At 65.2% G+C, this 23,760-nt stretch carries 18 protein-coding genes and 1 pseudogene; 15 read left to right on the top strand and 4 right to left on the bottom strand.

The window, feature by feature from the left end; all coding sequences use genetic code 11:
- Positions 1 to 101 precede the first annotated feature (101 nt).
- The 7 genes and pseudogenes from ABIA40_RS27290 (at position 102) to ABIA40_RS27260 (ending at position 10,741) form a co-directional block, all read left to right on the top strand.
- Positions 102 to 2,435, top strand: a complete 2,334-nt coding sequence (locus ABIA40_RS27290) for a TonB-dependent siderophore receptor (RefSeq protein ID WP_404544219.1) — start codon at positions 102 to 104, stop codon at positions 2,433 to 2,435.
- Positions 2,436 to 2,437: 2 nt separating this feature from the next.
- Positions 2,438 to 3,634, top strand: coding sequence for a PepSY domain-containing protein (locus tag ABIA40_RS27285; protein ID WP_271539350.1), 1,197 nt, complete (start codon positions 2,438 to 2,440; stop codon positions 3,632 to 3,634).
- A gap of 75 nt (positions 3,635 to 3,709) precedes the next feature.
- The gene (locus ABIA40_RS27280; protein ID WP_271539348.1) at positions 3,710 to 4,942 is read left to right on the top strand and encodes a rhodanese-like domain-containing protein; all 1,233 of its coding nucleotides are present in this window, start codon (positions 3,710 to 3,712) and stop codon (positions 4,940 to 4,942) included.
- A 125-nt stretch (positions 4,943 to 5,067) separates the two neighbouring features.
- The gene (serA, locus tag ABIA40_RS27275) at positions 5,068 to 6,312 is read left to right on the top strand and encodes a phosphoglycerate dehydrogenase (RefSeq protein WP_404544215.1); all 1,245 of its coding nucleotides are present in this window, start codon (positions 5,068 to 5,070) and stop codon (positions 6,310 to 6,312) included.
- Positions 6,313 to 6,516: 204 nt separating this feature from the next.
- Positions 6,517 to 7,536, top strand: a complete 1,020-nt coding sequence (locus tag ABIA40_RS27270; protein ID WP_271539343.1) for a patatin-like phospholipase family protein — start codon at positions 6,517 to 6,519, stop codon at positions 7,534 to 7,536.
- Positions 7,537 to 7,539: 3 nt separating this feature from the next.
- Positions 7,540 to 8,987 (top strand): annotated as a pseudogene (locus ABIA40_RS27265) (GntP family permease).
- A 92-nt stretch (positions 8,988 to 9,079) separates the two neighbouring features.
- Positions 9,080 to 10,741: a tannase/feruloyl esterase family alpha/beta hydrolase gene (locus tag ABIA40_RS27260; protein ID WP_271539339.1), complete on the top strand. Its 1,662-nt coding sequence runs from the start codon at positions 9,080 to 9,082 to the stop codon at positions 10,739 to 10,741.
- Positions 10,742 to 10,771: 30 nt separating this feature from the next.
- On the opposite strand, the gene ABIA40_RS27255 is transcribed toward ABIA40_RS27260, so the two are convergent.
- Positions 10,772 to 12,139 carry an AAA family ATPase gene (locus tag ABIA40_RS27255; RefSeq protein WP_404544213.1) on the bottom strand — a complete coding sequence of 456 codons (1,368 nt, stop codon included), beginning with the start codon at positions 12,137 to 12,139 and terminating at the stop codon, positions 10,772 to 10,774.
- Between the two features lie 123 nt (positions 12,140 to 12,262).
- Here ABIA40_RS27255 and ABIA40_RS27250 point away from each other — a divergent pair, with 123 nt between their 5' ends.
- The 6 genes from ABIA40_RS27250 (at position 12,263) to ABIA40_RS27225 (ending at position 19,188) form a co-directional block, all read left to right on the top strand.
- A complete protein-coding gene (locus ABIA40_RS27250; protein ID WP_404544211.1) occupies positions 12,263 to 12,712 on the top strand; it encodes a MarR family winged helix-turn-helix transcriptional regulator in 450 nt (149 codons plus the stop codon).
- A gap of 14 nt (positions 12,713 to 12,726) precedes the next feature.
- Positions 12,727 to 13,497: an enoyl-CoA hydratase gene (locus ABIA40_RS27245; protein WP_404544209.1), complete on the top strand. Its 771-nt coding sequence runs from the start codon at positions 12,727 to 12,729 to the stop codon at positions 13,495 to 13,497.
- A gap of 110 nt (positions 13,498 to 13,607) precedes the next feature.
- Positions 13,608 to 15,689, top strand: coding sequence for a methyl-accepting chemotaxis protein (locus ABIA40_RS27240; protein WP_404544207.1), 2,082 nt, complete (start codon positions 13,608 to 13,610; stop codon positions 15,687 to 15,689).
- A 127-nt stretch (positions 15,690 to 15,816) separates the two neighbouring features.
- A complete protein-coding gene (locus ABIA40_RS27235; protein ID WP_271539331.1) occupies positions 15,817 to 16,755 on the top strand; it encodes a dihydrodipicolinate synthase family protein in 939 nt (312 codons plus the stop codon).
- A gap of 355 nt (positions 16,756 to 17,110) precedes the next feature.
- The gene (locus ABIA40_RS27230) at positions 17,111 to 18,511 is read left to right on the top strand and encodes a selenium-binding protein SBP56-related protein (protein ID WP_157283302.1); all 1,401 of its coding nucleotides are present in this window, start codon (positions 17,111 to 17,113) and stop codon (positions 18,509 to 18,511) included.
- Between the two features lie 83 nt (positions 18,512 to 18,594).
- The gene (locus ABIA40_RS27225) at positions 18,595 to 19,188 is read left to right on the top strand and encodes a hypothetical protein (RefSeq protein WP_271539327.1); all 594 of its coding nucleotides are present in this window, start codon (positions 18,595 to 18,597) and stop codon (positions 19,186 to 19,188) included.
- A gap of 3 nt (positions 19,189 to 19,191) precedes the next feature.
- Here the strand turns inward: ABIA40_RS27225 and ABIA40_RS27220 are convergent, their stop codons facing one another.
- From ABIA40_RS27220 to ABIA40_RS27210, 3 genes are read right to left on the bottom strand one after another with little or no spacing between them, the layout of a single operon-like run.
- Entirely contained in the window at positions 19,192 to 19,890 is a 699-nt protein-coding gene (locus tag ABIA40_RS27220; RefSeq protein WP_404544204.1) for a DUF1045 domain-containing protein, read from the bottom strand.
- Between the two features lie 18 nt (positions 19,891 to 19,908).
- Entirely contained in the window at positions 19,909 to 21,102 is a 1,194-nt protein-coding gene (locus ABIA40_RS27215; protein WP_271539323.1) for an alpha-D-ribose 1-methylphosphonate 5-triphosphate diphosphatase, read from the bottom strand.
- Positions 21,099 to 21,770: a chloramphenicol acetyltransferase gene (locus ABIA40_RS27210; protein WP_157283300.1), complete on the bottom strand. Its 672-nt coding sequence runs from the start codon at positions 21,768 to 21,770 to the stop codon at positions 21,099 to 21,101. Before ABIA40_RS27210 ends, ABIA40_RS27215 begins: the two co-directional genes overlap by 4 nt.
- 174 nt (positions 21,771 to 21,944) lie before the next feature.
- Here ABIA40_RS27210 and phnC point away from each other — a divergent pair, with 174 nt between their 5' ends.
- Positions 21,945 to 22,760: a phosphonate ABC transporter ATP-binding protein gene (phnC, locus tag ABIA40_RS27205; protein WP_404544200.1), complete on the top strand. Its 816-nt coding sequence runs from the start codon at positions 21,945 to 21,947 to the stop codon at positions 22,758 to 22,760.
- Positions 22,761 to 22,831: 71 nt separating this feature from the next.
- A complete protein-coding gene (gene phnD / locus ABIA40_RS27200) occupies positions 22,832 to 23,740 on the top strand; it encodes a phosphonate ABC transporter substrate-binding protein (protein ID WP_157283298.1) in 909 nt (302 codons plus the stop codon).
- Positions 23,741 to 23,760: the final 20 nt, after the last annotated feature.

The raw sequence follows: 23,760 nt of genomic DNA, 5'->3' as shown, positions 1-23,760 counted from the left end.
AGAACAATTCAACACTAGAGCGATTCAAGCCCGGCTACGGTTCTCCTCGATCGCGGCGGCTGTTACAGGCGCACACTTCAATGCTCCTGACTTGAAGTGGAATGAAAGTGCGTGCCTTCGTGGATGGCCAACGTGACAACGGCCATCGAATTCGTGCCGGCAAGAGCCGTGCAGGTCTTCTCATGGGAGCAGCGGTGCTGCTCATCGAATATCCCTCCATCACGACGAGCGCACAGGCGCAATCGGCTCTGCCGCCGGTGACGGTGGAGGCGCCGGCGCCACGACCGAAGCCGGCGCGTGCATCGGAGCAGTCGCCACGCCGCGCCCAAACGGCGGCGCGCCGCCAGTCCAGTCGCAATTCCGCACCCGCGGCGCCGACGCTGTCGGAGCGCGCCGCCGCCGAAGCCGCCGCACAGCAAGCCGCCAAGCTCGGCTACCGCGCGATGCCGAGTGCGACCACGCTGCGCAGCGGCGCCTCGCCGCTCGACACCTCGCAGGCCGTCAACGTCGTGCCCGCGCAGGTGCTGAAGGACCAGCTCCCGCGCAACATCGACGACGCGCTGAGCAACGTCTCCGGCGTCACCCAGACCAACACGCTCGCCGGCAGCCAGGACGCGGTGATCCGCCGTGGCTTCGGCGACAACCGCGACGGCTCGATCATGCGCAACGGCATGCCGCTGGTGCAGGGCCGCAGTCTCAATCCTGCGGTCGAAAGCGTCGAGGTGCTGAAGGGCCCGGCCTCGCTGCTCTACGGCATCATGGATCCCGGCGGCATCGTCAACACCATCAGCAAGCGGCCCGAGCTCTATCAGCACGGCTCGGTCACGCTACTCGGCTCGGCCTTCAGTGCCTCCAAGACCGGCGCCGACGGCCTGCTCGACGTCACCGGCCCGATCGGCGACCAGGGGCTGGCCTATCGTTTCATCGGCTACGGCGTCAGCGAGGATTATTGGCGGAATTTCGGCCGTCACCGCGAGATGCTGGTTGCCCCCTCGCTCGCGTGGTACGGCCAGGACACCACGGTGCAGCTGAACTACGAGCACCGCGAGTTCATCTATCCGTTCGACCGCGGCACCGCGTTCAATCCGGTGACGAAGGCGCCGCTGGCCGTGCCCGCTACGCGCCGGCTGGATGAGCCTTTCAACAACACCTGGGGCACGTCCGATCTGATCCAGGCTTCGGTCGAGCACCGCTTCAACCAGGATTGGAAGCTCTACGCAGGCTACAGCTACAACACCGAAACCTTCAGCGCCAACCAGCTCCGCATCACCGGCATCAATTTCACGACCGGCGTCGAGACGCGCAGCAACGACGGCACGGGAAGCTCGCTGAGCAATGTCAGCTATGGGACATCCTATGTCTCGGGCGGCTTCTGGCTCGGCGACATGCGCAACGAGGTGCTATTTGGCGGCGACGGTCAGTATCGCACGATCTACCGCGATGTTTTGATCCGGCAGACAACTCCCGCCTTCAACGTCTACGATCCTGTCTATGGGCTGATCGGGCCGGGAACCAGGGTGTCGAATCCCGACAGCGCCCAGACCGACAAGCTTGGCCAGTGGTCGCTGTTCTTCCAGGACACGCTGCATCTGACCGAGCGGTTCGCACTGGTCGGTGGTGTGCGCTATATGGACTACGATCAGATCGCCGGACGCGGAAAGCCGTTCAACACCAACACAAACGTGTCGCAAGACAAGGTGCTCCCGCTTGGCGGCGCGATCTTCAAGCTGACCGATCAGATCTCGCTTTATGCAAGCTACACCGAATCGCTGAAGCCGAATTCGACGATTGCGCCGATCGGCGTGGTGATCGACTCCAGGGTCGCGCCCGAGGAGGGTGTGTCGTACGAGACCGGCGTGAAGTTCGACATCAACCAGCGCATCTCCGGGACCGTCGCATTCTACGACCTCGACAAGAAGAATGTGCAAACGACGAAGACGAACAGCGCGGGCGTGGTGGAGCTTCACACCGTCGGCCGCGCTCATTCGCGCGGCCTCGAAATCGACGTCACCGGCAGGCTCACCGACAGTTGGGCGTTGATTGGGAGCTATGGCTATACGGACGCCCGCGTGACGGCCTCCGATGATCTGACGTTGCTCGGCAAGAAGCTGCAAAACGTCGCCTTGAACACCGCTTCGCTCTATCTGGTCTACGACTTCGGCACCGCCTTGCCCGGCCAGCTCCGTCTCGGCGGCGGCGCGCGCTATGTCGGCGACCGTCCCGGCGATTCGATCAACAGCTTCTTCCTGCCGTCCTATGTCGTCGCAGACCTCTTTGCGACTTACGAGACGAAACACGAGCAATTTCCGGTGGTGTACCAGGTGAACGTCAAGAACCTGTTCGACACGGTCTACTATCCCTCAGCCGTGAATAATCTAAACGTCGCTATCGGCGACGCGCGCCGGGTGTCTCTCTCGGCGACGGTGAAGTTCTAGCCATGGCCGCGCGGCCGGGGCACATGATCAAAACTGTCCTGCTCCAGGTCCATTCCATCGCGGGCCTGGTGCTCGCGGTGCTGCTCGCTTTGATCGCGCTGACCGGCGCGATCATGAGTTTCGAGGACGAGATCGTCGATCATCTCAACGCCGGCATCATGCATGTAGCACCGCGCGAGATGCCGGCGCTGATGCCGGACGAGCTGGTCGCGCGGCTGGGGGCGGGGCAGGATCTGGGCAAGGTCTCGGCCGTCATGTTGTCGAGCGATCCGACTGCGGCCGTGCGGGTCCGCTTCGCGCGCGACGCGCAGGGCGAGCGGCCGAATTCGCTCTATGTCGATCCCTATGATGCGCGCGTGCTGGGTGCGCCGCGCGGCGAGGCGTTCTTCGCGACGGTTCGGAAGCTGCATCGCTGGCTGCTGATCCCTGGCGATGCCAAGGGCTGGGGCCGCCAGATCACCGGTGTGGCCGCTCTCGGTCTGATCGTCATGCTGGTCTCGGGTCTCGTGCTGCGCTGGCCCCGCCGCGCGCGCAGCTTGAAGATGTGGCTCAATCCCAATCTCGGTCTCAGCGGACGCGGGCTGCATCGTTCGCTGCATGCGGTGATCGGCACCTGGGTTCTTCCGGTCTATCTGGTGATGACGCTCACCGGCCTGTGGTACTCGTTCGATTGGTACAAGGACGGCGTCGTCTGGCTGCTGGCACGTCCCGAGGTCAGTGCCGCGAAGATGCAGCCAAAAATGTCCGCGAAGGCACCGCGTGCGGCGGCCCGTTCCGAGCCGGCCCAGCCGATCGGGTTCGACCTGGCATGGACGACGTTCCGGCGTGAGGAGGGCGACCGCTTCGCCAGGGCTCTGCTGACGCTGCCCCCCAGCCCCGGCACGGCGATACGGATCCGGTCGTGGGGCAAGGATTCGACGCTCGACACCACGCGCGATGAATTCCGCATCGATGCCGTCACCGGTCAGCTCGCCTCCGCGGAACGTTACGCCGACAAGACGTTGGGCGAGAAGATCATCGCCAACGTGCTCGATATCCATCGCGGCGCGATCCTGGGCTGGCCCGGCAAGCTCGCCTTCATGATTGCCGCGGCCCTGATGCCGCTGTTCTCGGTCACCGGAATCCTGCTCTATCTGTCGCGCCGCAGGTTGCGGCGCCCGGCGCAGGCGCCGCTCGGGCGGCTCGTTCCGGGCGAGTGAGTTGCTGCCGAAGAGGCTAGCCAACACCTCGACAATCGTTCAAAAGCCCGTGGCACGTCCTTGTCAGGTTTCGCCATGAAGCTTCCGACCGTCACCCCCGCCGATATCCGCCGCGCGCTGCTCCTGCGCGAAGAAATTGCCCTGCTCGATCTCAGATACGAGGCAGCCTTCGCCACCGGTCATCCGCTGTTCGCGGCCAACTTGGCCGCGGACCGGATTGTAGTGGAGGCCGAGGTGCGGCTGCCGCGCAAGGACGTGGCGATCGTGCTCTATGATGACGGCGAGGGGCTGGTCGCGACCGGCGCCGAACGCCTTGCCGCGCTCGGCTTCACCAATGTCAGCGCACTCGAGGGCGGGCTGAAGGCGTGGCGCGATGCGGGCTTCGAGGTTTTCGAGGACGTCAATTCCTATTCCAAGGCTTTCGGCGAGCTGGTCGAGTCCCGTCGCCACACGCCCTCGCTGAGTGCCGATGAGGTGGCAAAGCTGATCGCCGACAAAGCCAACATCGCCATCCTCGACGTCCGCCGCTTCGACGAATATGCGACCATGAACATCCCGGGCTCGGTCAGCGTGCCCGGCGCGGAGCTGGTGCTCCGGGCAGGCCAGGCCGCGCCCGATCCCGACACCACCATCATCGTCAATTGCGCCGGCCGCACCCGCTCCATCATCGGCACCCAGTCGCTGATCAATGCCGGCGTGCCCAACAAGGTGCGGGCGCTGCGCAACGGCACCATCGGCTGGGTCCTAGCGCGGCACGCGCTCAATCACGGCGCCGGCAGGCGCGGTGCGATCGGCTCGTTCGAGGGCGGTCCGGCCAATGCTCGCGATGTCGCCTATCGCGCCGGTGTTCGCCATATCGGAGCGAACGAGCTGGCGGCGCTGGTCGCAGAGACCCATCGCACGCTGTATCGCTTCGACGTGCGCGATGCAGAGGACTATACAGCCGGCCATCTCCCCGGCTTCCGCCACTATCCCGGCGGCCAGCTCGTGCAGGAAACCGACATGGCCGCTCCCGTGCGCGGCGCGCGCATCGTCCTGACCGACGACAAAAGCGTGCGCGCCGACATGACGGCGTCCTGGCTGGCGCAGATGGGGTGGGAAGTCTATGTGCTCGAGGGCGGCTATGATTGCGCACTGGAAATCGGTCCACCGCAGGTCTTGCCGAAGCCCGATCCGGCCCACCGCTACCGCCGGCCCTATGAAGGCACCGACGTGGCCGAAGCCGCGATGCAGGCCTATCTCGATTGGGAATACGGCCTCGTCGAACAGCTCCGCCGCGACGGTACGCACGGGTTCTATGTGATTTGAGCGAGCTCTGGGATGCCAAGCGCATCCTCGGCTCCGGCCGTCCTCTTCTCGTATCCGCTCCCTATTGTGCTGCGTATCGCCCGCGGTCTATGTGCTCAGGCAAAGCGGCTACTTACGGAGATGCCATGTCCGCCCCAGGCCAAAGCCCTGAGCGAAGCGCCAAGGCGCTGCTGCTCGAAGGCGTCAATGATAGCGCTGTCGACCTGTTCACGAGCGCTGGCTTCACCAATGTCGAACGGCTGACCAAGGCTCTGGACGGCGCAGATCTGCGGCGCGCGCTCGAGGGCGTGTCTCTGCTCGGCATCCGTTCGCGCACGCAGATCACGGATGAGGTTCTGGCGGCGGCCGGCCAGCTTCTCGCGGTCGGCTGCTTCAGCGTCGGCACCAACCAGGTCGATCTTTCGGCAGCGCGCAAGCGCGGTATTCCCGTCTTCAACGCCCCATTCTCCAACACGCGCAGCGTCGCCGAGCTCGTCATCGGCGAGATCGTGATGCTGCTGCGGCGGATCTTTCCGCGTTCGGTGTCGGCCCATGCCGGGGGCTGGGACAAGTCGGCGGCGGGCAGCCGCGAGGTGCGCGGCCGCACGCTCGGCATCGTCGGCTACGGCAATATCGGCTCGCAGCTTTCGACCTTGGCCGAAGCCATGGGCATGCGCGTGATCTATTTCGACCGCACCGACAAGCTTCGCCACGGCAACACCGAGCCGGTCGAGAAGCTCGAAGAGCTGCTGGCGCAGAGCGATGTCGTCAGCCTGCACGTGCCGGAGACGCCGGAGACTGCTGGCATGATCGGCGAGAGGGAGCTGCGGGCGATGAAATCAGGCTCGTTCCTGATCAACAACAGCCGCGGGACCGTGGTCGATCTCGATGCGCTGGCGCGTGCCTTGCGCGATGGCCATCTCGCCGGCGCGGCCGTCGACGTCTTTCCCGTCGAGCCTTCATCGAATGCCGATCGTTTCAACAGTCCCATTCAGGGCATTGAGAACGTCATCCTCACCCCCCATATCGGCGGCTCGACCGAGGAGGCGCAGGAGCGGATCGGCGGCGAGGTCGCGCGCAAGCTGGTCGACTATTTCATCACCGGCTCGACCATGGGCGCGGTGAATTTTCCGGAGGTGCAGCTGCATCTTCGTCCCTCCGGCGCACGCTTCAGCCATGTCCATCGCAACGTGCCGGGCATGTTGCGGCGGCTGAACGAGGTCTTCCTCCAGCGCGACATCAACATCGCCGCCCAATATCTGGAGACCGCCGGCGACCTCGGCTACGTCGTGCTCGACGCCGATCTCGGTGATCACGATTCCGGCGAGCTGCTGCAGCAGATCCGCGGCCTCGAGGGAACGGTCGGAGCGCGGCTGGTGTTCGAGCATTAGAGCGTTTTCGAGCGAAGCGGATATAAAAAAATAGCGTCAATCAGAATTCAGAGCCGTTTCGTTCCGATCGCATCAGAACGGAAATAGCTTTAGATCACCCCACGTTCCGGTTGCAACTTGTAGCAACTGCTCCCACACTGCCGTCGATTTCGGCCCGATCAAAAATCATGTCGAATTTGAGCTTCAGTTGCGTGAGTGTCCGCCATGGAACGGGACGCCGTACTGATTGATCTCGCGCTGCAGGGCGGCGGTTCGCACGGCGCCTTCTCCTGGGGTGTGCTCGACCGTCTTCTGGAAGAGAAATGGCTGGAGATCGCCGCAATCTCCGGAACCTCCGCAGGCGCGATGAATGCGGCGGTTCTGGCGGACGGCTGGACCGGCGGCGGCGCCGAGGGCGCGCGAGAGGCGCTCGACCGGTACTGGCGCCGTGTTTCGAAGGCCGCGGCCTTCAGCCCGCTACAACGTTCTCCGCTCGACCGCTTGATGGGGCGCTGGACCCTCGATACGTCGCCCTTCTATATCCTCACCGATTTGATGTCGCGTGTGCTCTCGCCCTACGACCTCAATCCGACCGGTTACAATCCGCTGCGCGCGGTGCTGGCCGAGAGTATCGATTTCGAACGCCTCGTGCGCTCGCCGATCCAGCTGTTCATCACCGCGACGCGGGTACGCACCGGGCGCGGACGTATCTTCCGCAACGCAGAGATCACGGCCGACGTGCTGCTGGCATCGGCCTGTCTTCCCACCATGTTCCGCGCGATCGAGATCGACGGCGAGCCCTATTGGGACGGCGGCTATGCCGGCAACCCGACAATCACGCCGCTGGTCCGCGAAAGCGACGCGCATGACACCATTCTCGTCCAGATCAATCCGACCGAGCGGCCGGAGCAACCGCGGACGGCTGCGGAGATCCTCAACCGTCTCAACGAAATCTCCTTCAACTCGCCGCTGATGAAGGAGCTGCGCATGATCGCGCTGCTGCGTCAGGCGGCCGATCCGGGCAGCGGCGAGGGCGCGCGCTGGGCGAAGATGCGCACACACCGGATCAAGAGCGATATGCTGGCGAAGTTCGGGGCCTCCTCGAAGCTCAACGCGGAGTGGGAGTTCGTCTCGATGCTGCGCGCCGAGGGACGCATGGCCGCGGACGACTTCCTCGCCGAGCACGGCGCGGAGATCGGCCACCGCTCGACCGCCGATCTCGATGTCCTGCTGTCGGAGTGCTGAGGCATGGGTCTCCTCGGTCTCCTCGTCGGGCTCGGTCTGCTCGTCCTATTCGCCTTCCGCGGCTGGAGCGTCCTGCTGCTCGCGCCGTTCGCCGCACTCATTGCCGCGTTGTTCGGCGGTGAGCCGCTGCTCGCGAACCTGACCCAGGTGTTCATGGTGAACGCGGCGGGATTTCTGGCGCAGTTCTTTCCGATCTTTCTGCTTGGCGCCGTCTTCGGCAAGTTGATGGACGACTGTGGCGCGGTGACGTCGGTCGCCGGCTTCATGGCGGAGCGCCTCGGCGAACGGCGCGTGATCCTGGCGGTCGTGCTCGCCGGCGCGCTGGTGACCTATGGTGGTGTCAGCCTGTTCGTTGCGTTCTTCGTCATCGTTCCCATGGCCCGGTCGCTGTTTCGTGCCGCTTCGATTCCGCGTCGTCTGATCCCGGCCGCGATCGTGCTGGGAACGTCGACATGTCGGCCCTTCCTGGCACGCCGTCGATCCAGAATGCGATTCCGATGCCGTTCTTCGGCACGACGCCGTTTGCCGCGCCGGGCCTCGGCGTCGTCGGCTCGCTCATCATTCTCGGCGCCGGATTGTGGTGGCTGCATCGCGCCGAAGCTGCGGCGCGCCGCGCCGGGGAAGGTTATGGCGACGACGCCGGGGGCGCGATCGAGCAGACCGCTGCCGACGAGCTCGTGCGCGAGCGCGCGACGACTGCCCGCGAGTTCGATCCGGGAGAGCTACAGCACGGTCATCGCAGCGAGCGGCCATCGCCCGTGCTGAACGCCATGGCGCCGCTCGTCGTCGTCGTGACCGTCAACCTGGTGATGTCGCTGGTGGTGCTGCCGCGGCTCGATGTCAGTTATCTCGCCGAGCCGCGCTTTGGTGACACGACGCTTGCGGCGGTCGCAGGCGTGTGGTCGGTCGCGGTGGCGCTGGCTGCCGCCATCGTGACGGCCATCGCGCTGAACTGGGCGCGCCTGCCGGTGCTGCGCCGGACCATGGACGCCGGGGCCAATGCGTCGGTCCTGCCTGCGTTCAGCGTCGCTAGCCTCGTCGGCTTCGGCGCCGTCGTGGCCTCGCTGCCGGCGTTCACGATCGTGCGCGACTGGGTGCTGGCGATCGAAGGGGGACCGCTGGTCTCGCTCGCCGTCGCGACCAACATCCTGGCCGCGCTGACCGGGTCGGCGTCGGGCGGCCTGACCATCGCCCTCGATGCTCTCGGCCCGACCTATGTCGAAGTTGCCGCGCGCCACGGCATCGACCTTGCGCTGATGCATCGCGTGGCGGTGATCGGCGCGGGAACGTTGGACATCCTGCCGCATAACGGTGCGGTGGTCAGCCTGCTCGCGATCTGCGGCCTGACCCATCGCGACAGCTATTTCGATATCGTCATGGTCGGTATCGTGACCTCGCTCCTGGCGCTGCTGGCGGTGATCGTCCTGGGCACTGCGCTGGGCTCGTTCTGACGGAAAGCCAGCGTCAGCGATTGACGGACGGGCGAAGGTTGCATTGAATGCGGCCAAGTACCGAACGCAACAGAACAAGCCGGGTGGAAACGATGAAGCGCAACAGAGCGAAGCTGTGTGCATGGCTGGTGGGTACTGCGGCCGTAATGAGCGCGAGTGGTGCGTTGGCGGCAACGCTGCCGGAAGACGCCGAGACTGTCTGCAAGGGGCTCGTCGGCGGCGCTGACGCCGTGAAGATCGATTCCGCGATCCTGCAGGCGCCGTCGCAAATGGCCGTAGCCGAGCGCGGGCCGACGCCGTCAGCACGCATCACGCCGGCCAATCCGGGCTTCTGCAAGGTGCTCGGCCATATCGATCCCACCGATCCCAAGGCGCCCCCGATCAAATTCCAGGTCAACCTTCCCGTCGAATGGAATGGTCGCTCGTTGCAATATGGCGGCGGCGGCTTCAACGGCGTGCTGATCACCGGCCTTACGCTGCCGCCGGCCTACCCCTTCGACAAGCCCTCGCCGCTGGCGCGCGGCTTCGTCACCTACGGCACCGACTCCGGCCACGAGACCAAGCAGGGCGAGCCGCCGCAGGTGTTTGCGCTGAATGACGAGGCGTTCGAGAATTTCGCCCATCGCGCCTACAAGAAGGTGCGCGACGCCGCGGTCGGGCTGATGCAGCGCGCCTACGGCAGGAAGCCGGAGAAGCTGTACTTCATGGGCTCGTCAGAGGGCGGCCGCGAAGGCCTCACCATGGCGCAGCGCTATCCTGATGATTTCGACGGAATCTTCGCCCGCGTGCCCGTGATCAACTGGGTCGGACTGCAGCATGCCGGCACGCGCTCGGGTCTCGTCACCATGGGCGAGGGCTGGATCAACCCGGCACAGGTCAAGCTCGTGGGCGAGGCCGTGCGCGCGGCTTGCGACAAGGCCGACGGCTCCGACGATGCGCTGGTGCAGGATCCCGTCGGCTGCAAGGCGGCCTTCAAGATCGAGACGCTGCGCTGCGCGGCCGGGCAAAGCGGCGACCAATGCCTGACCGACGCGCAGATCAAGGCCGTGAACACGCTGCATGCGACCTACAAATTCCCCTTCGCGCTCGCCAATGGTCTCGACGATTATCCGGGCTGGGGCGTCTCCGGCGAGGACATCCCCGCGGTCGGGCCGACCGGCGGCTGGGTCTCCTGGTGGCTCGGCACCGCGCCGCCGGCACAGCCGCCCGCGCCGAACAACGGCATCGCCTGGATCTACGGCGCCGGCGGCATCCAATATGTCTTCGCGCGTGATCCGAAGCTCGACGTCACCACCTACAAGGTGGAGGACCACAAGGCGAGGCTGCTCGAAGTGTCCAACCTGATGGATTCCACCGACCCCGATCTCAGCCGCTTCCGGGCGCGGGGCGGCCGGCTGATCGTGCTGGAGCATATGGCCGACTACGCCCAGAGCCCCTATGCCGGCATTCGCTATTTCGAGAGTGTCGAGCGCAAGATGGGCAAGGCCGAGACCGCGGAGTTCGCGCGCCTCTACACTGCGCCTGGCGTCGACCATGTCGGCTCCGGCGCCCCCGCCAATGTCGATATGCTGAGCGTTCTGGTCGACTGGGTCGAGAACGGCAAAGCGCCCGGCGACTTAGAGGTCAGGGAGCAGAAGGTCGAGGCACCGTCGTTTGCCGCGACGCGCTCGCTGCCGTTGTGCCGCTGGCCGGCCTGGCCGCACTACAAGAGCGGCCCGGTGACGGAAGCGGCGAGCTTCACCTGCGCGCCGTGAGGCGCGATAGGCCGGATGAATGAGCGAACGTCACTCCGCTGCCATCGCCTGTGCCGCGCCGAGCAACCGCGCATTGAGCCGGCCGCCGGAGAACAGCATGTCGTCGAGGGCTTCGTCGATGTCGGCCGAGACGATCGACTTACCGCCGTCGCGCGCCAGGCTGGCTTGCGCCAGCCGGCGCATCAGCTCCTTGATGAAGGCGCAACTCGTGCCCTCGCTGCGGCGGGCAGCCTCGATGATGATCGCGTCGTCGAGCGGCAATGCCTTGCCGTAGAGGCGCACCAGCTTGCTGCGGCCATGTTCGTCAGGTAGCGGGACTTCGATGGCCTGGTCGATGCGGCCGGGGCGACCGGCAAGGGCGGCTTCAAGGTCCTGCGGCCGGTTGGTGGTGAGAACGAACAGGATGTCGGCATCCTGCTTCAGCCCGTCCATCTCATTGAGCAGCCTGTTGAGCATGGATTCTTCGCACGGCCCCATGTTGCGACGGTCGCGCGCGATCAGGTCGACGTCCTCAATCACCACCATGGAGGGCTGCAGCAGCCGTGCCAGACTCATATAGGCGCTGAGAAGGCCGATCTGCTCGGCCGTGATAATCAGGGTGGTTTGTTCAGGCAGATGCGTTGCGAGGTAGCGGATCGTATGGGTCTTGCCGGTGCCGGGCGGTCCATAAAGCAGGATGCCCTTGCGCGTCGATTGTCCGAGCCGCCGTAGCTGCTTGCGGGTGCCGACGAAATTCAGCACGTTGCGATCGAGCAGCCGCAGAGTCCGCTCCGGCAGGATCACCTCGTCGCGTCCGACGGCGGGCAACCGGTGCACATTGATGCCGCGGGCTAGGCCGCGATAGTCGGAAGACTCCTCAAGCGACAGGATCTTGCCGCGATAGGTGCGCGCGGCCTGCACGGCTTCTTCGAGCGCGCCGAAGCAACGCTGCACCACAGCCGCCCCAGCGCTTCCCGCAGACACCACGATTTCGATACGGATGCCGGGCTCGCGACGGGAGTCGCGGTTGGCGCAGAGCAGGACGGCATAGCGCAAACCGTCGTGCTCGCAGAGCCACAAACCGTTGTCGAGGCAGCGCGATGGACTGCTGTCGCCGACATCGACGTCGGAATATTGCAGCGGGGCGATCGCCACGGCGATCCGATCGTCGCGGAGCAGGCGCGCAAACGACAGCGTTTCGTAGTGTTCCTCGGCAAGTCCGAACAAGTCGACGTGTGCTGCCAGCTGCTTGTCGAGCGCGGCTTGGACGTCCACTCGCATGTGGCTGGGAAACTGCCGGGTGGTCGTCACGAGCTTGCTCAGCGGAATGTCTTCGAAATACGCGTCCAGAACTCCGAACGCATAGGTGAACTGACCTTCCGTTTCGTTCTCTTGGTCTTGCTCTTCCGCTTGCTCCAACCTCTGCGCCACGGCTAGCCTCCCTGTCTGCAACTAGAACGGGTTGAGAACAAATAAGGAACATGAACGCGCGAGAACGTCAAGCGCTTTGACAACGAGATCGGTAGACGCTATTTGCTTCGCATGCGAAATAACAGCGCCGACGCTCGGCATCCCCGGCTGATCTACCTGCTGAGTGTCGCCCACCGCCGGCTGCAGCGCTGGATGGCGGCGCGGCCCGAGAGCGAGGTGACGCCGGCGCAGGCGGGGCTGCTGTTCATCCTCGGCAAGCAGGATGGCGTCCTGATGGGCGAGGCTGGGGCGGCGCTCGACATGGGACCGGCCGGCATTTCCGGCCTCGTCGACCGGACGGTGGCTGCGAAGCTGGTCGAGCGGCGGGCCGACCGCGAGGACGGCCGCGCCTTTCGCATCTGGTTGACCCCGAAGGGGCGCACCGCGCTGGCGCAGGCCAAGACCAGCGCGGCGGAGGTCAATGCGGCGCTGACGGAAGGTTTCACGGCCGCGGAAATCGACATCGTCGCACGCTGGCTGACGAGCATTCAGGACAAGTTTCCAAGACGTTCAGACGAATAAAACGGAGCAGACCAATGACCGAGCACGTCCGGATCGAGAACAGCGGCGGAATTCTCACCCTCACGTTGGCACGTCCCGACAAGAAGAACGCGCTGACGGATGCGATGTACGGAAAGCTCGCCGATGCGATCGAATCCGCCGAGTTCGACCCACCCGCCCGCGTGATCCTGATCCGCGGCGAGGGCGACATGTTCACCGCCGGCAACGACGTCGGCGAGTTCGCGGCCGTCGCGGCCGGCAAGTCCGAAGGCAGCCGCAACGTGGTGCGCTTCATCCAGTCGCTGGCGCGCTGCACCCGGCCGCTGGTCGCGGCCGTGCAGGGCCGTGCCGTCGGCGTCGGCACCACGATGCTGCTGCATTGCGACCTCGTCGTGCTCGCCGACAACGCGCAATTGTCGACGCCGTTCGTCAGCCTCGCGCTGGTGCCTGAAGCCGCCTCCAGCCTGTTGATGCCGGCGCGCATCGGCTACGCCCGCGCCTACGAGATGTTCGCGCTTGGCGAAACCGTGCCGGCCAGGTCCGCGCTGGAATGGGGCCTCGCCAACCGTGTGGTGCCGCTCGACAAGCTGGATGCCGAAGCGCTTGCGCTGGCGCAGCGTCTCGCCCGCCAGCCGGCCGGGGCCCTCATCGCGACCAAGCGGCTGATGCGCAACGGCGACGCGCTGGTCGCGCAGATGCAGGCCGAAGGCGAGCAGTTCGCGCAGCGCCTGCGCACCGCCGAAGCACGCGAGGCGTTTACGGCGTTTGCGGAGCGCCGCCCGCCGGATTTCACCAGAATAGGATAGTATTCCGAATGCGTGCAGGTTGGATCGTTTCGATTCAACTCAAACCTTAACGAAACATTGGCACGTGGCGGTGCAAGGTGGCCTCTCCGGAGAGTTAGGCCCCTCGACCCATGTCCATTGTTAAGAAATCGGTAAGCACGCTCCTCCTGGTGCTGATGACGCTGCTGGCGGCCGGCGCGCTGACCAGCACGGCCATCCAGATGGTCGGGGCTTTCGGCCGCTATAGCGACAGTCTGGAGACCGCGCGGCTCGCGAATGCCGACAAGTCGATCTTCCATGGCGTGGTTGCCCTGCGCAGCAATCGTGGCGATGCCCAGAGCGCCCTGCTCGGCGAGGACGATCCGCGCGCCAAGCTCGGCGTTGCCGAGAAGGCGGAACAGGCCGGCTTCGACGCCATCAGCGCTGCGCTCTCCACCGTCGAATTCGCCCGCCGCGACGAGCTCGCCAGCACGCTGAAGCAGCGCTGGAGCGAGGCCGCGCCAAAATTCCAGTTGTTCTACGACGAGGCCAAGCTGCCGCGCGCCGAGCGCAAGCTGGAGCGGACCGCGCCCTGGTACGATGCGGTCACCAAGGTGATCGAGACCGCCAATCTCGCATCCACCGCGGTGTCGAACCGCGCCTGGATGAACGATCCTTACATCGCCCGCATGATCCAGGCCCGCCGCCTCGCCTGGCAGGTGCGCGACCGCTACGGCATCCAGTGCTCGACCCTGCGGCCGAACGTCAACGCCAGCAAGCCGCTCGACGACACCCAGAAGCAGACCGTGGCTGGATGGAACGGCGTCGTCACCGCCGGCTGGACCGGCATGGAGGAGCTGCTGGCTGCGCCTGACGTGCCGGCCGACCTCGTCAACGCGGCCAAGGAGGCGAGGGCCAAGACCGACGGCGCTCTCAAGCAGATCGGCGAGCTCACCAAGGGCTTGGATGGCAGCGGCCGTCCCGCGATGCCCGCCTCGGAATGGAACGCGTTGTGCCAGGCTCCGTTCGCGTCCATCGTCGCGGTCGCGAGCAAGGCGCTCGACCTGTCGATCGCGCACGCGGAGGCGGTTCAGGCCAAGGCCCTCACCAATCTCATCGTGCAATCCTTCGGCTTCCTGCTTGCACTGGCCGTGACTGTCGCGGGCGTGTTTGTGGTGCGCAACCGGCTGATGCGCCCGGTGCGCGCGATCCTCGATGCCATCGCCCGCATCAGCGCGCGCGATTATGCGACGCCGGTGCCGCAATCGCGGCATCCCGACGAGTTCGGCACCATGGCGGCTGCGCTCGAAAGCCTGCGCGAGAGCGCGGCGACTGCGGAGCGCCTGGGTAAGGAACGCGAGTCGCAGCAGGCGCTTCAGCTCGCCCGCTCCGGCACCGTCGATGCCGCCTGCCGCAGCTTCGACGACACGGTGCAGGCGGTCATTCAGAGCGTTGCGGCCTCGACGCGGGAGCTCGACGCCACCGCGAGCGGCGTGCGCTCGCTGGTCTCGGAATCGAGCAGCCAGACCGCGGCGGTCTCCTCGGCCGCCGAGCAGGCCACCAATAATCTCGAGACCATCGCCGCCGCGACCGAGGAGCTCTCCGCGTCCGTGGGCGAGATCTCCGCGCAGGTGCAGTCGAGCGCGCGCGAGGCCCGCGAGGCCGTGGCCCAGGCCGAGCAGACCAATGCGACGGTCGAGATCCTCGATCAGACGGCGAGCCGCATCGGCGAGGTCGTGAAGATGATCAACGCGATCGCGGCCCAGACCAATCTGCTGGCATTGAACGCCACCATCGAAGCCGCGCGCGCCGGCGAGGCCGGCCGCGGCTTCGCCGTGGTCGCGGGCGAGGTCAAGAGCCTCGCGGCGCAGACCGCGACGGCGACGGAGGAGATCTCGCGCCAGGTCGAGGAGATCCAGGGCGCCACCGGCCAGGCGGTCGCCGCGATCCGCTCGATCGGCGGGGCCATCAGCGGTATCGACGAGAAGATGACGGCGATTGCCGCCGCGGTCGAACAGCAGCGCGCGGCCACGACGGAGATCTCGCGCAACTTCCAGCAGGCGGCCCAGGGCACCCGCGAGGTCACCGATACCATCGGCAGCGTCGCAAGGCTCAACCAGGAGACCGGCAATGCCGGCACGGTGCTGTCGGAGTCCGTCAAGAAGATGTCGGCGGATGCCGATCGTCTTCGCGTCGCGGTCGAGGGTTTCCTGGGCGCCGTGAAGAGCGCCTGATTTTCGTACTCTTTCCATCGGACGTCGCGCGGGCATTGCCGCAGCTCGGCACTGCGGGTACATCTGTGCCGCCTCGCTCCCGCGGGCGCGGCGACAGACCCAAGACACATCAGGGATGGAGAGTTCGATGCCGGTCACCCCACACAAGGCCCAACGCCCCTATCGCGGCGTGTTCCCGGTCGCGCCCACCATCTTCGACGAGCGCGGCGAGCTCGACCTCGAGGGCCAGCGCCGCTGCATCGATTTCATGATCGACGCCGGCTCGCACGGCATTTGCATCCTCGCCAATTTCTCCGAGCAGTTCGTGCTCACCGATGCCGAGCGCGAGACGGTGATGCATGCGGTGCTGGACCATGTGGCCGGCCGGGTTCCCGTGATCGTCACCACCACGCATTTCAGCTCGGCCGTGTGCGCGGCGCGCAGCAAGCAGGCCGAGGCGGCCGGCGCCGCCATGGTGATGGTGATGCCGCCCTATCACGGCGCGACCTTCCGCGTCCCCGAGAAAGGCATCGTCGAGTTCTTCAAGGTGCTGTCCGGTGCGATCAACATCCCGATCATGATCCAGGACGCGCCGGTTGCCGGCACGCCGTTGTCGGTCGAATTGCTGGCGCGGCTGTCGCGCGAGTTTTCCAACATCCGCTATTTCAAGATCGAGGTACCGGGCGCAGCCTCAAAACTCCGCAGCCTGATCGAGGCGGGCGGCAAGGACATCGAAGGTCCCTGGGACGGCGAGGAGGCGATCACGCTGCTCGCCGACCTCGATGCCGGCGCGACCGGCGCCATGACCGGCGGCGGCTATCCCGACGGCATCCGCCAGATCATCGATCCCTATTTCGCGGGCGATCGCGAGAAAGCGAAGGCCGCCTATGAGCGCTGGCTGCCGCTGATCAACTACGAGAACCGGCAATGCGGCCTGATCGCCTGCAAGGCGATGATGCAGGCCGGCGGCGTGATCAAGTCGGAGGCGGTGCGGCATCCGCTGCAGCCGCTGCATCCGGCGACGCGGGCGGGGCTATTGGAGCTCGCCAAGGAGCGCGACGCGTTGGCGCTCAGGTGGGGGAAGTAATTCTCTCCCCGTCAGTGCGTGAAGCTGTCGTAGGGTGGGCAAAGCGAAGCGTGCCCACCAACTTGCGCGCCCTCGGGAAGAGCGGTGGGCACGGCGCTTTGCGCCTTTGCCCACCCTACGAAGGCTGCGAGGAGCGACTTGTGCGCCCTCGCTCGCAATGAACGAGGGATGCCCATTTCGCCTGAAGGCGTCGAATTAGCGCGTGCCGGGCCGTTCCCCACAGCCCGGCGATGGCATATTGTACGCGCGCCAACCGGCGCCTTGCGGAGATTCCCAGGACATCTCGCAACAGCTCTTCTTTTGCCACTATCCCGAGCCAGGTTGGTGCAAACCGACAGAACAGGGAGGCAGTGCCATGACGATGAGGCCGGATCCCACCTTTCACGCATCGCCCAAGCTTGCGATGGAAGCGCCTGCGGAAAACTTTGCTTACACCTTGCTGCTCAGTCCGGATTTCTCAAAGCCGGACGCTCTCGCGGTCATCGACGTCAAGCCGGGATCGCCGACCTATAGCCAGATCGTCCACACCGTAACGATGCCCAACAAGGGTGATGAGTTTCATCATTTCGGCTGGAATGCTTGCTCCTCCGCCCTGTCGCCGCTCGCCGGACACGCCTTCATCGAGCGGCGCTATCTCATCATCCCGGGGCTGCGCTCGTCGCGGATCTACGTCATCGATACCAAGCCCGATCCGACGAAGGCCAAGATTCACAAGATCATCGAGCCAGAGGAGGTCTTCAAGAAGACCGGCTACTCGCGGCCGCACACGATCCATTGCGGGCCGGACGGCATTTACGTGAGCACGCTGGGCGGCGGCGGCAAGGACGGCACCAACGGACCTCCGGGCGTCTTCATCATGGATTGCGAGACGTTCGAAGTTCTTGGACGATGGGAGATCGACCGTGGCCCGCAGACGCTGCACTATGATTTCTGGTGGAATCTGCCGCGCGATTACATGGTGACGAGCGAATGGGCGTTACCGCCGCAGTTCGAGAACGGGATCGTCCCGGAAGATCTGCTTGCGAACAAATATGGCCATCGTCTCCACTTCTGGGACCTTCGCGCGCGTCGCAACGTCCAGACCATCGACCTCGGCGCCAATCATCAGATGGCGCTGGAGGTGCGCCCCGCGCACGATCCGGTTCGCGAGTATGGTTTCGTCGGTGTCGTGGTCGACACCACCAACCTCGAAGCGTCGATCTGGACCTGGTGGCGCGAGGGCGGAAAATTCCATGCCGAGAAGACGGCGACGATTCCTCCCGAAGCCGCGCCCAAGGAGAAGCTGCCGCCGCTGCTGCAGGGATTTGGCGCCGTGCCGCCGCTGGTGACGGACATCGACCTGTCGATGGACGATCGGTTTCTCTATGTCTCGTGCTGGGGGACGGGTGAGATGCGCCAGTACGACGTCAGCGATCCCAGAAAGCCGAAGCTTGCGGGCTCGGTCCACATCGGCGGCATCGCGCGGCGCACGCCCCATCCGAACGGAAAGGCCTTTGCGGCGGGCCCGCAGATGGTCGAGATCAGCCGCGACGGCCGGCGCGTGTACTGGACCAATTCGCTCTATTCCACCTGGGACGACCAGTTCTATCCCGACGGGGTTCCGGGCGTGGAAGTCATGGCCAATGTCGGTCGTGACGGCGGCCTCGAGCTCGACAAGGACTATTTCGTGAGTTTCCCCGACGGATATCGTGCGCACCAGATCAGACTCGAGGGCGGCGATTGTTCGACGGACTCATTTTGCTACCCGTCGGTCTAGATGGGACGCAGGCGAGCCCGGCCCTTGGCTGGCTGTGGCTCGCGCTTGTTGCGAGCGGTCTCTACCACGGGATCAATCCGGGAATGGGATGGCCGCTCGCCGTTTCGGCCGGGCTCATGGACAAGAGCCCTCTCGCGCTCTTCCGTGCATTGTGGGCTCTGGCGGCCGGGCACCTCCTGGCAACACTTCTCGTGCTGCTGCCGTTCGCCTTCCTGCTCGTACTGGCCGAATGGCAGCGTCCAATCCAGATCGGTGCGAGTCTTCTCGTCATCGGCTTTGGCGTCTACCGGCTGATCGACCGGCGTCATCCGCGCGCGCTGGCACGAATTCCGCCGACGCAATTGGTGCTCTGGTCATTTGCCGTCGCCATCGCTCACGGCGCTGCCCTGATGCTCGTGCCGATCTATCTCGGGCTCTGCCAGGCCTTCGAGCTCGATGCCGGCCATCAGGCGGCGGGCGCGCTGATGGCGGCAAATCTCGGGATGGCGGTGCTGGTGTCCCTGGTGCACGTTGCCGCCATGGTCGGCGCCGGCGGGTGTCTGGCGTGGCTGGTCTACCGCCATCTGGGATTGAAGTTCGTCTCGCGAAGCTGGTTCAATCTGGATGCAGTCTGGGCGATCAGCCTCGTTCTGGTTGGCGCGGTGGCGCTCGCTTTCAATCTTGCGGCCTCGCGCTGAGGTCTACCGCACCAAAGCCCACTCGCCGATGATGCGAAACCGCGCCTTGGCATCATCCTGCCTGAACAGCGCAATGCGATCGATCGCGAGCGTCTCGATCCCCAGCGCCACAAACCTTGTCCGCAGCATCTGAAGGATCGGCCCGCGCCGATCCGCATCCAGCCGACCCGTCAAGGTCATGTGGAAACGGAATTCTTCCATCACGTAAGGATAGCCCCAGCGGTCGAGATAATCCCGCTGCCGCTCGCTGAGCCTCTCCGGCTTGCGACGGGCGCGATCTTCCGTCGTCAGCGGGGCGCGAAACAGGTCGAACGCGCGAACGCAATCAGCGGCAAGCTGTTGGAGAGCCTCGACCGGCTCGGCCGGAATGACGGCAATGAAGCCGCTGATGGCATCGACCACCGGTCGGATCGCCGGGATCGGACGTGTCCTGCCCGCGAAGGCCGAGCAGGCGGCCAGCAGCTCGGCTTCGGTCTTGCCAGGCGCCAGCGCCATCGGCGCCTTCAGCGTGGCGTGAAAGCCGTATTGGCGGGGATCGGCGCTGACCTCGCGCCAGTCCGGCGCGGCCTGCAGCGCTTGTTGCGGAAACGGCAGCTCGTCTCCGGTATAGGCGTCATAGCCGAGCAGCTCGGCGCCGAAGCGGGAGAGGGCGCTGTCGCGGCCTGCGGCATAGTAGATCGCGTAGCGGGGGAAACCTGTCATTGCCTCAGCATAACCAATTTACGCCGCGACGACAGCCTCGCGCGGCGTCGCCATTGCGGTGAGCAGCCGCGTCGCGTCGGTGAGATGCACGAGCCTGCCGCCTGAGATCACCGCGATCAGCCGCGGCCGCAGCTCGACGCTGTCGTCGACGAGGAGAATGTCGGCGCGGCGTCCCTCCGCGAGCAGGCCGCGATCGGTGAGGCCGGTTGCCCGCGCCGGGCCGGCGGAGATTAGATCCCAGGCCTGAGCCAGCGGCACCACGCCATCGGCGGCCAGGCGGAACGCGGCGAGCAGCTGCGCGGGATAGTAATAGTCCGACGCCAGCACCGAGCAGAGCCCCTTTGCGATCATGTCGGATGCCCTGGTCCAGCCGGTGTGGCTGCCGCCGCGCACGACGTTCGGCGCGCCGTAGACGATGGCATCGCCGTGGCCGGCCGCTGCGCGCGCCGTCTCCTCGTTGATCGGAAACTCCGCGATCAAGGCGCCGAGCTCGCGAAAGTCCCGGCGCATCGCCGGGCTCGAATCGTCGTGCGAGAGCATCCTCACCTTGGCGGTGCGGGCCGCGGCGGCCAGGCGTGACACCGAGGCGGGCACCTCGTCGGCGCGCGAGACCACGCGCTTGACCAGCCGGTCGAATTCTTCACTCGACAGCCCGGTGCGCTCCACCATGCGGTTGCGTTTGCGCGGCTTGGCCATGTCGGCGACGGTGCCGTCCATGTGGTCGTTGAATGCGAGCAGGTCGACGCGGCCCTCGGCCAGCCACCGTGCGATCTCGGCTTCGGCATCGAGATTGTAGGTCTCGTGCCGCAGGTGGAAGCGGGTGTCAGCGGCGAATTGCGGACGCTGCCGCTCGATCGCCTCCATCAGGCCGCGTGCATTGTCGGCGCTGCGCAGGCCCGGCTCCCACGAGCAGGTCGTGGCGTGAAACACGGTGGTGATGCCGTTGCTGATCGCCTGGCGGTCGCTGTCGGCGAGCGCAACGTCGATCGGAAAGTCGACGCCGGCGCGCGGCATCATCTGGCGCTCGAAGGCATCGCCGTGTAGATCGACGATGCCGGGCAGCACCAGCAGGCCACGGGCATCCAGCGCCAGCCGCGCCCGGCCGCGAGAGGCGTCGACCTTTGCAATGTCTGTTCCGGAGACGAGAAGAGATGTTTCGGCGAGCTCGGCGCCGATCAGGGCCCGGCCGCCTTCGATGAATATGTCTGTCACGCGACCGCGCTTCGTTTGCTGGCAGGAGAATTGGCGAGTGAGCTCGCTTTTGCTTCGTATGCCGAGAGGAAATCTTCAATCCCGAGCTTGCGGAAATTGGGCAGCGCCTCGCGCAACTTGTCGTGATCCCAGTCCCACCAGGCAAGCCTTGCGAGCCGTCCGGCGATCTCCTCCGAGAACCGCCGCCGCACGATGCGGGCCGGATTGCCGGCGACGATGCTGTAGGCCGGCACGTCCTTGGTGACGATCGCGCCGGCGGCGATCACCGCGCCGGTGCCGATGTTGCGGCCCGGCAGCACGATCGCGCCATGGCCGATCCAGACGTCATGACCGATATGAACGTGATGCTGCCGGCGCCACTCGAAGAACTCGAGATCGTCGCTCTCACCCTCGAAATAGGCGCTGGATCGGTAAGTGAAATGCGCCTGAGTGGCGCGATGCATCGGATGGTTGCCGGGATTGATGCGGGTCATCGCCGCGATCGAGCAGAATTTGCCGATGGTGGTGTAGGTGATCTGCGCATCGTTCACGACATAGGAATAATCGCCCATCGCCACTTCATGCAGGATCGTGCGCGCGCCGACTTCGGTGTAGGCGCCGAGCCTGGTCTCATGCAGCTTGGCCGAGGGATCGACGGTCGGCTGAACCGAAAGAGCTTTGGCGGCCATGTTGCATCCGAAGTGCGAGGGCGGGCGTCTCTCTTCGAGCGGCCGGATGACGATGTCATGACAAACAGATGACAGGGGATGATGCGCGTAGGATGGCCGCACTGCAGCAGCGCTGTCACACAAGTGTTAAGCGCCGGCGTTAGCGGTTGGCTCCAGCTACTCTGGAGCTCCTGTATGCTGGTGGTTGAAGGCCTGACGTGTCGCTTCGGCGCGAAAGCCGCGGTGGACGATGCTTCGTTTCAAGTTTCCCCGGGCGGCTTCGTCGGGGTGATCGGGCGATCCGGCGCCGGCAAGTCGACACTGCTGCGGTCCATCAACCGGCTGGTGACGCCGAGCGGAGGACGCGTCCTGTTCGACGGCGTCGACGTCACCTCGCTGCGCGGCAGGGAGTTGCGGCAGTGGCGCGCCCGCTCGGCGATGATCTTCCAGCAGTTCAACCTCGTCGGCCGGCTCGACGTCCTCACCAATGTGCTGATGGGGCGGCTGTCGACGGTGCCGACATGGCGGTCGCTGCTGCAGCTTTGGCCCGAAGAAGACAAGGCCGTCGCGATGTCGGCGCTTGAGCAGTTCGACATGGCTGCCATCGCGGCCCAGCGCGCCGACCACCTCTCGGGCGGTCAGCAGCAACGCGTGGCGATCGCGCGGGCGCTGGTTCAGCAGCCCGACATCATCCTTGCCGACGAGCCGATCGCCTCGCTCGATCCCCGCAACACCAAGATCGTGATGGATGCGCTTCTGCGCATCAACAAGCATTTCGGTATCACGGTGCTCTGCAACCTGCATTCGCTCGATCTCGCCCGCAGCTATTGCGACCGCCTGATCGGGATGGCCGCGGGGCGGGTCGTGTTCGACGGCGCGCCGGCGGCCTTGACCGACCATATCGCGCGCGAGCTGTACGATCTCGAGGCGAATGAAGTCATGGATGTTGCGCCCCGGGATGCATCGGTCGGCACGGCAGTTCCTGCCTTCGGCACGGTTGCCGCGGCCTGATTGCCGCTTCAAATCGAGCCCAGCGTAGAGCCGGAGCTCGACAGTTGCATAACCTTGAAATGGGAGACGTCATGATAGACCGTCGTACGATCGTTGCCGCTGCGGCGGCCCTGGCATTTTCAGTTTCGGCCGCTGCGGCGCAGGACTGGAAGGCAAAATATCCTGAGCTGATCTTCGCAAAAGTTCCCGACGAGAATGCCTCCGGCACCACTAACCGCTGGACGCCTCTGACGGAGTACCTGTCCCGCGAGCTTGGAACCAAGGTCACGCTGCGGATTGCCAATGACTACGCCGCAGTGATCGAAGGTCAGCGTGCAGGAAACATTCACATCGCGATGTACGGCCCGGCGTCCTACGCGCGTGCCTACATCGTTGGCGCGAAGGTCGAACCGTTCGCTATCGAGGTGAACGGCGACGGCACCAAGGGCTATTACTCGGTTCTCTATGTCAAGAGCGATTCGAGCTACAAGGACATCAAGGACCTGCAAGGCAAGAACCTCTGCCTCGTTGATCCCAATTCGACTTCCGGCAACAACGTGCCGCGTTTCGCGATGAACAAGATGGGCATCGACCCGGAAAAGTTCTTCGCCAAGGTGGTCTACTCGGGGAGCCACGAAAACGCAGTGATCGGGCTTTCGCAGGGCACCTGCGACGCGGCGTTCAACTGGTGGAACGATGAGAAGGAATCGAACCTGCTCCGGATGGAACGGAAGGGCATGGCGAAGGCCGCGGATTTCAAGATCATCATGAAGTCCGAGCAGATTGTGAACTCGCCGATGGCCTATCTCGGCAGCCTGCCTGACGACCTCAAGGCGGCGATCAAGAAAGCCGTGCTGGAAATTGCGGTGAAGGACAAGGCCGCTTTCGACAAGATCTACGAGGGGAAGCAATTGCCCTACGTCGAGGTCGACCACAAGGCGTATGAGGCCGTGATCGAACTGACCAAGTTTGTCGACAGCATTCGCAAGCAGAAATCCTGAGGGAAACGAAGGGTTGGACA

Source organism: Bradyrhizobium sp. USDA 223, from assembly GCF_044909005.1.
In the GTDB taxonomy this organism is placed as follows: Bacteria; Pseudomonadota; Alphaproteobacteria; order Rhizobiales; family Xanthobacteraceae; genus Bradyrhizobium; species Bradyrhizobium yuanmingense.
This window is presented reverse-complemented; position numbering and strand designations above follow the sequence as displayed.

What these genes read in the sequence shown, in the direction of transcription:
- ABIA40_RS27290 (WP_404544219.1), top strand. Translation starts at nt 102, where the DNA reads ATGAAAGTGCGTGCCTTCGTGGATGGCCAACGTGACAACGGCCATCGA.
- ABIA40_RS27285 (WP_271539350.1), top strand. Translation starts at nt 2,438, where the DNA reads ATGGCCGCGCGGCCGGGGCACATGATCAAAACTGTCCTGCTCCAGGTC.
- ABIA40_RS27280 (WP_271539348.1), top strand. Translation starts at nt 3,710, where the DNA reads ATGAAGCTTCCGACCGTCACCCCCGCCGATATCCGCCGCGCGCTGCTC.
- serA (WP_404544215.1), top strand. Translation starts at nt 5,068, where the DNA reads ATGTCCGCCCCAGGCCAAAGCCCTGAGCGAAGCGCCAAGGCGCTGCTG.
- ABIA40_RS27270 (WP_271539343.1), top strand. Translation starts at nt 6,517, where the DNA reads ATGGAACGGGACGCCGTACTGATTGATCTCGCGCTGCAGGGCGGCGGT.
- ABIA40_RS27260 (WP_271539339.1), top strand. Translation starts at nt 9,080, where the DNA reads ATGAAGCGCAACAGAGCGAAGCTGTGTGCATGGCTGGTGGGTACTGCG.
- ABIA40_RS27250 (WP_404544211.1), top strand. Translation starts at nt 12,263, where the DNA reads ATGCGAAATAACAGCGCCGACGCTCGGCATCCCCGGCTGATCTACCTG.
- ABIA40_RS27245 (WP_404544209.1), top strand. Translation starts at nt 12,727, where the DNA reads ATGACCGAGCACGTCCGGATCGAGAACAGCGGCGGAATTCTCACCCTC.
- ABIA40_RS27240 (WP_404544207.1), top strand. Translation starts at nt 13,608, where the DNA reads ATGTCCATTGTTAAGAAATCGGTAAGCACGCTCCTCCTGGTGCTGATG.
- ABIA40_RS27235 (WP_271539331.1), top strand. Translation starts at nt 15,817, where the DNA reads ATGCCGGTCACCCCACACAAGGCCCAACGCCCCTATCGCGGCGTGTTC.
- ABIA40_RS27230 (WP_157283302.1), top strand. Translation starts at nt 17,111, where the DNA reads ATGACGATGAGGCCGGATCCCACCTTTCACGCATCGCCCAAGCTTGCG.
- ABIA40_RS27225 (WP_271539327.1), top strand. Translation starts at nt 18,595, where the DNA reads ATGGGATGGCCGCTCGCCGTTTCGGCCGGGCTCATGGACAAGAGCCCT.
- ABIA40_RS27220 (WP_404544204.1), bottom strand. Translation starts at nt 19,890, where the DNA reads ATGACAGGTTTCCCCCGCTACGCGATCTACTATGCCGCAGGCCGCGAC.
- ABIA40_RS27210 (WP_157283300.1), bottom strand. Translation starts at nt 21,770, where the DNA reads ATGGCCGCCAAAGCTCTTTCGGTTCAGCCGACCGTCGATCCCTCGGCC.
- phnC (WP_404544200.1), top strand. Translation starts at nt 21,945, where the DNA reads ATGCTGGTGGTTGAAGGCCTGACGTGTCGCTTCGGCGCGAAAGCCGCG.
- phnD (WP_157283298.1), top strand. Translation starts at nt 22,832, where the DNA reads ATGATAGACCGTCGTACGATCGTTGCCGCTGCGGCGGCCCTGGCATTT.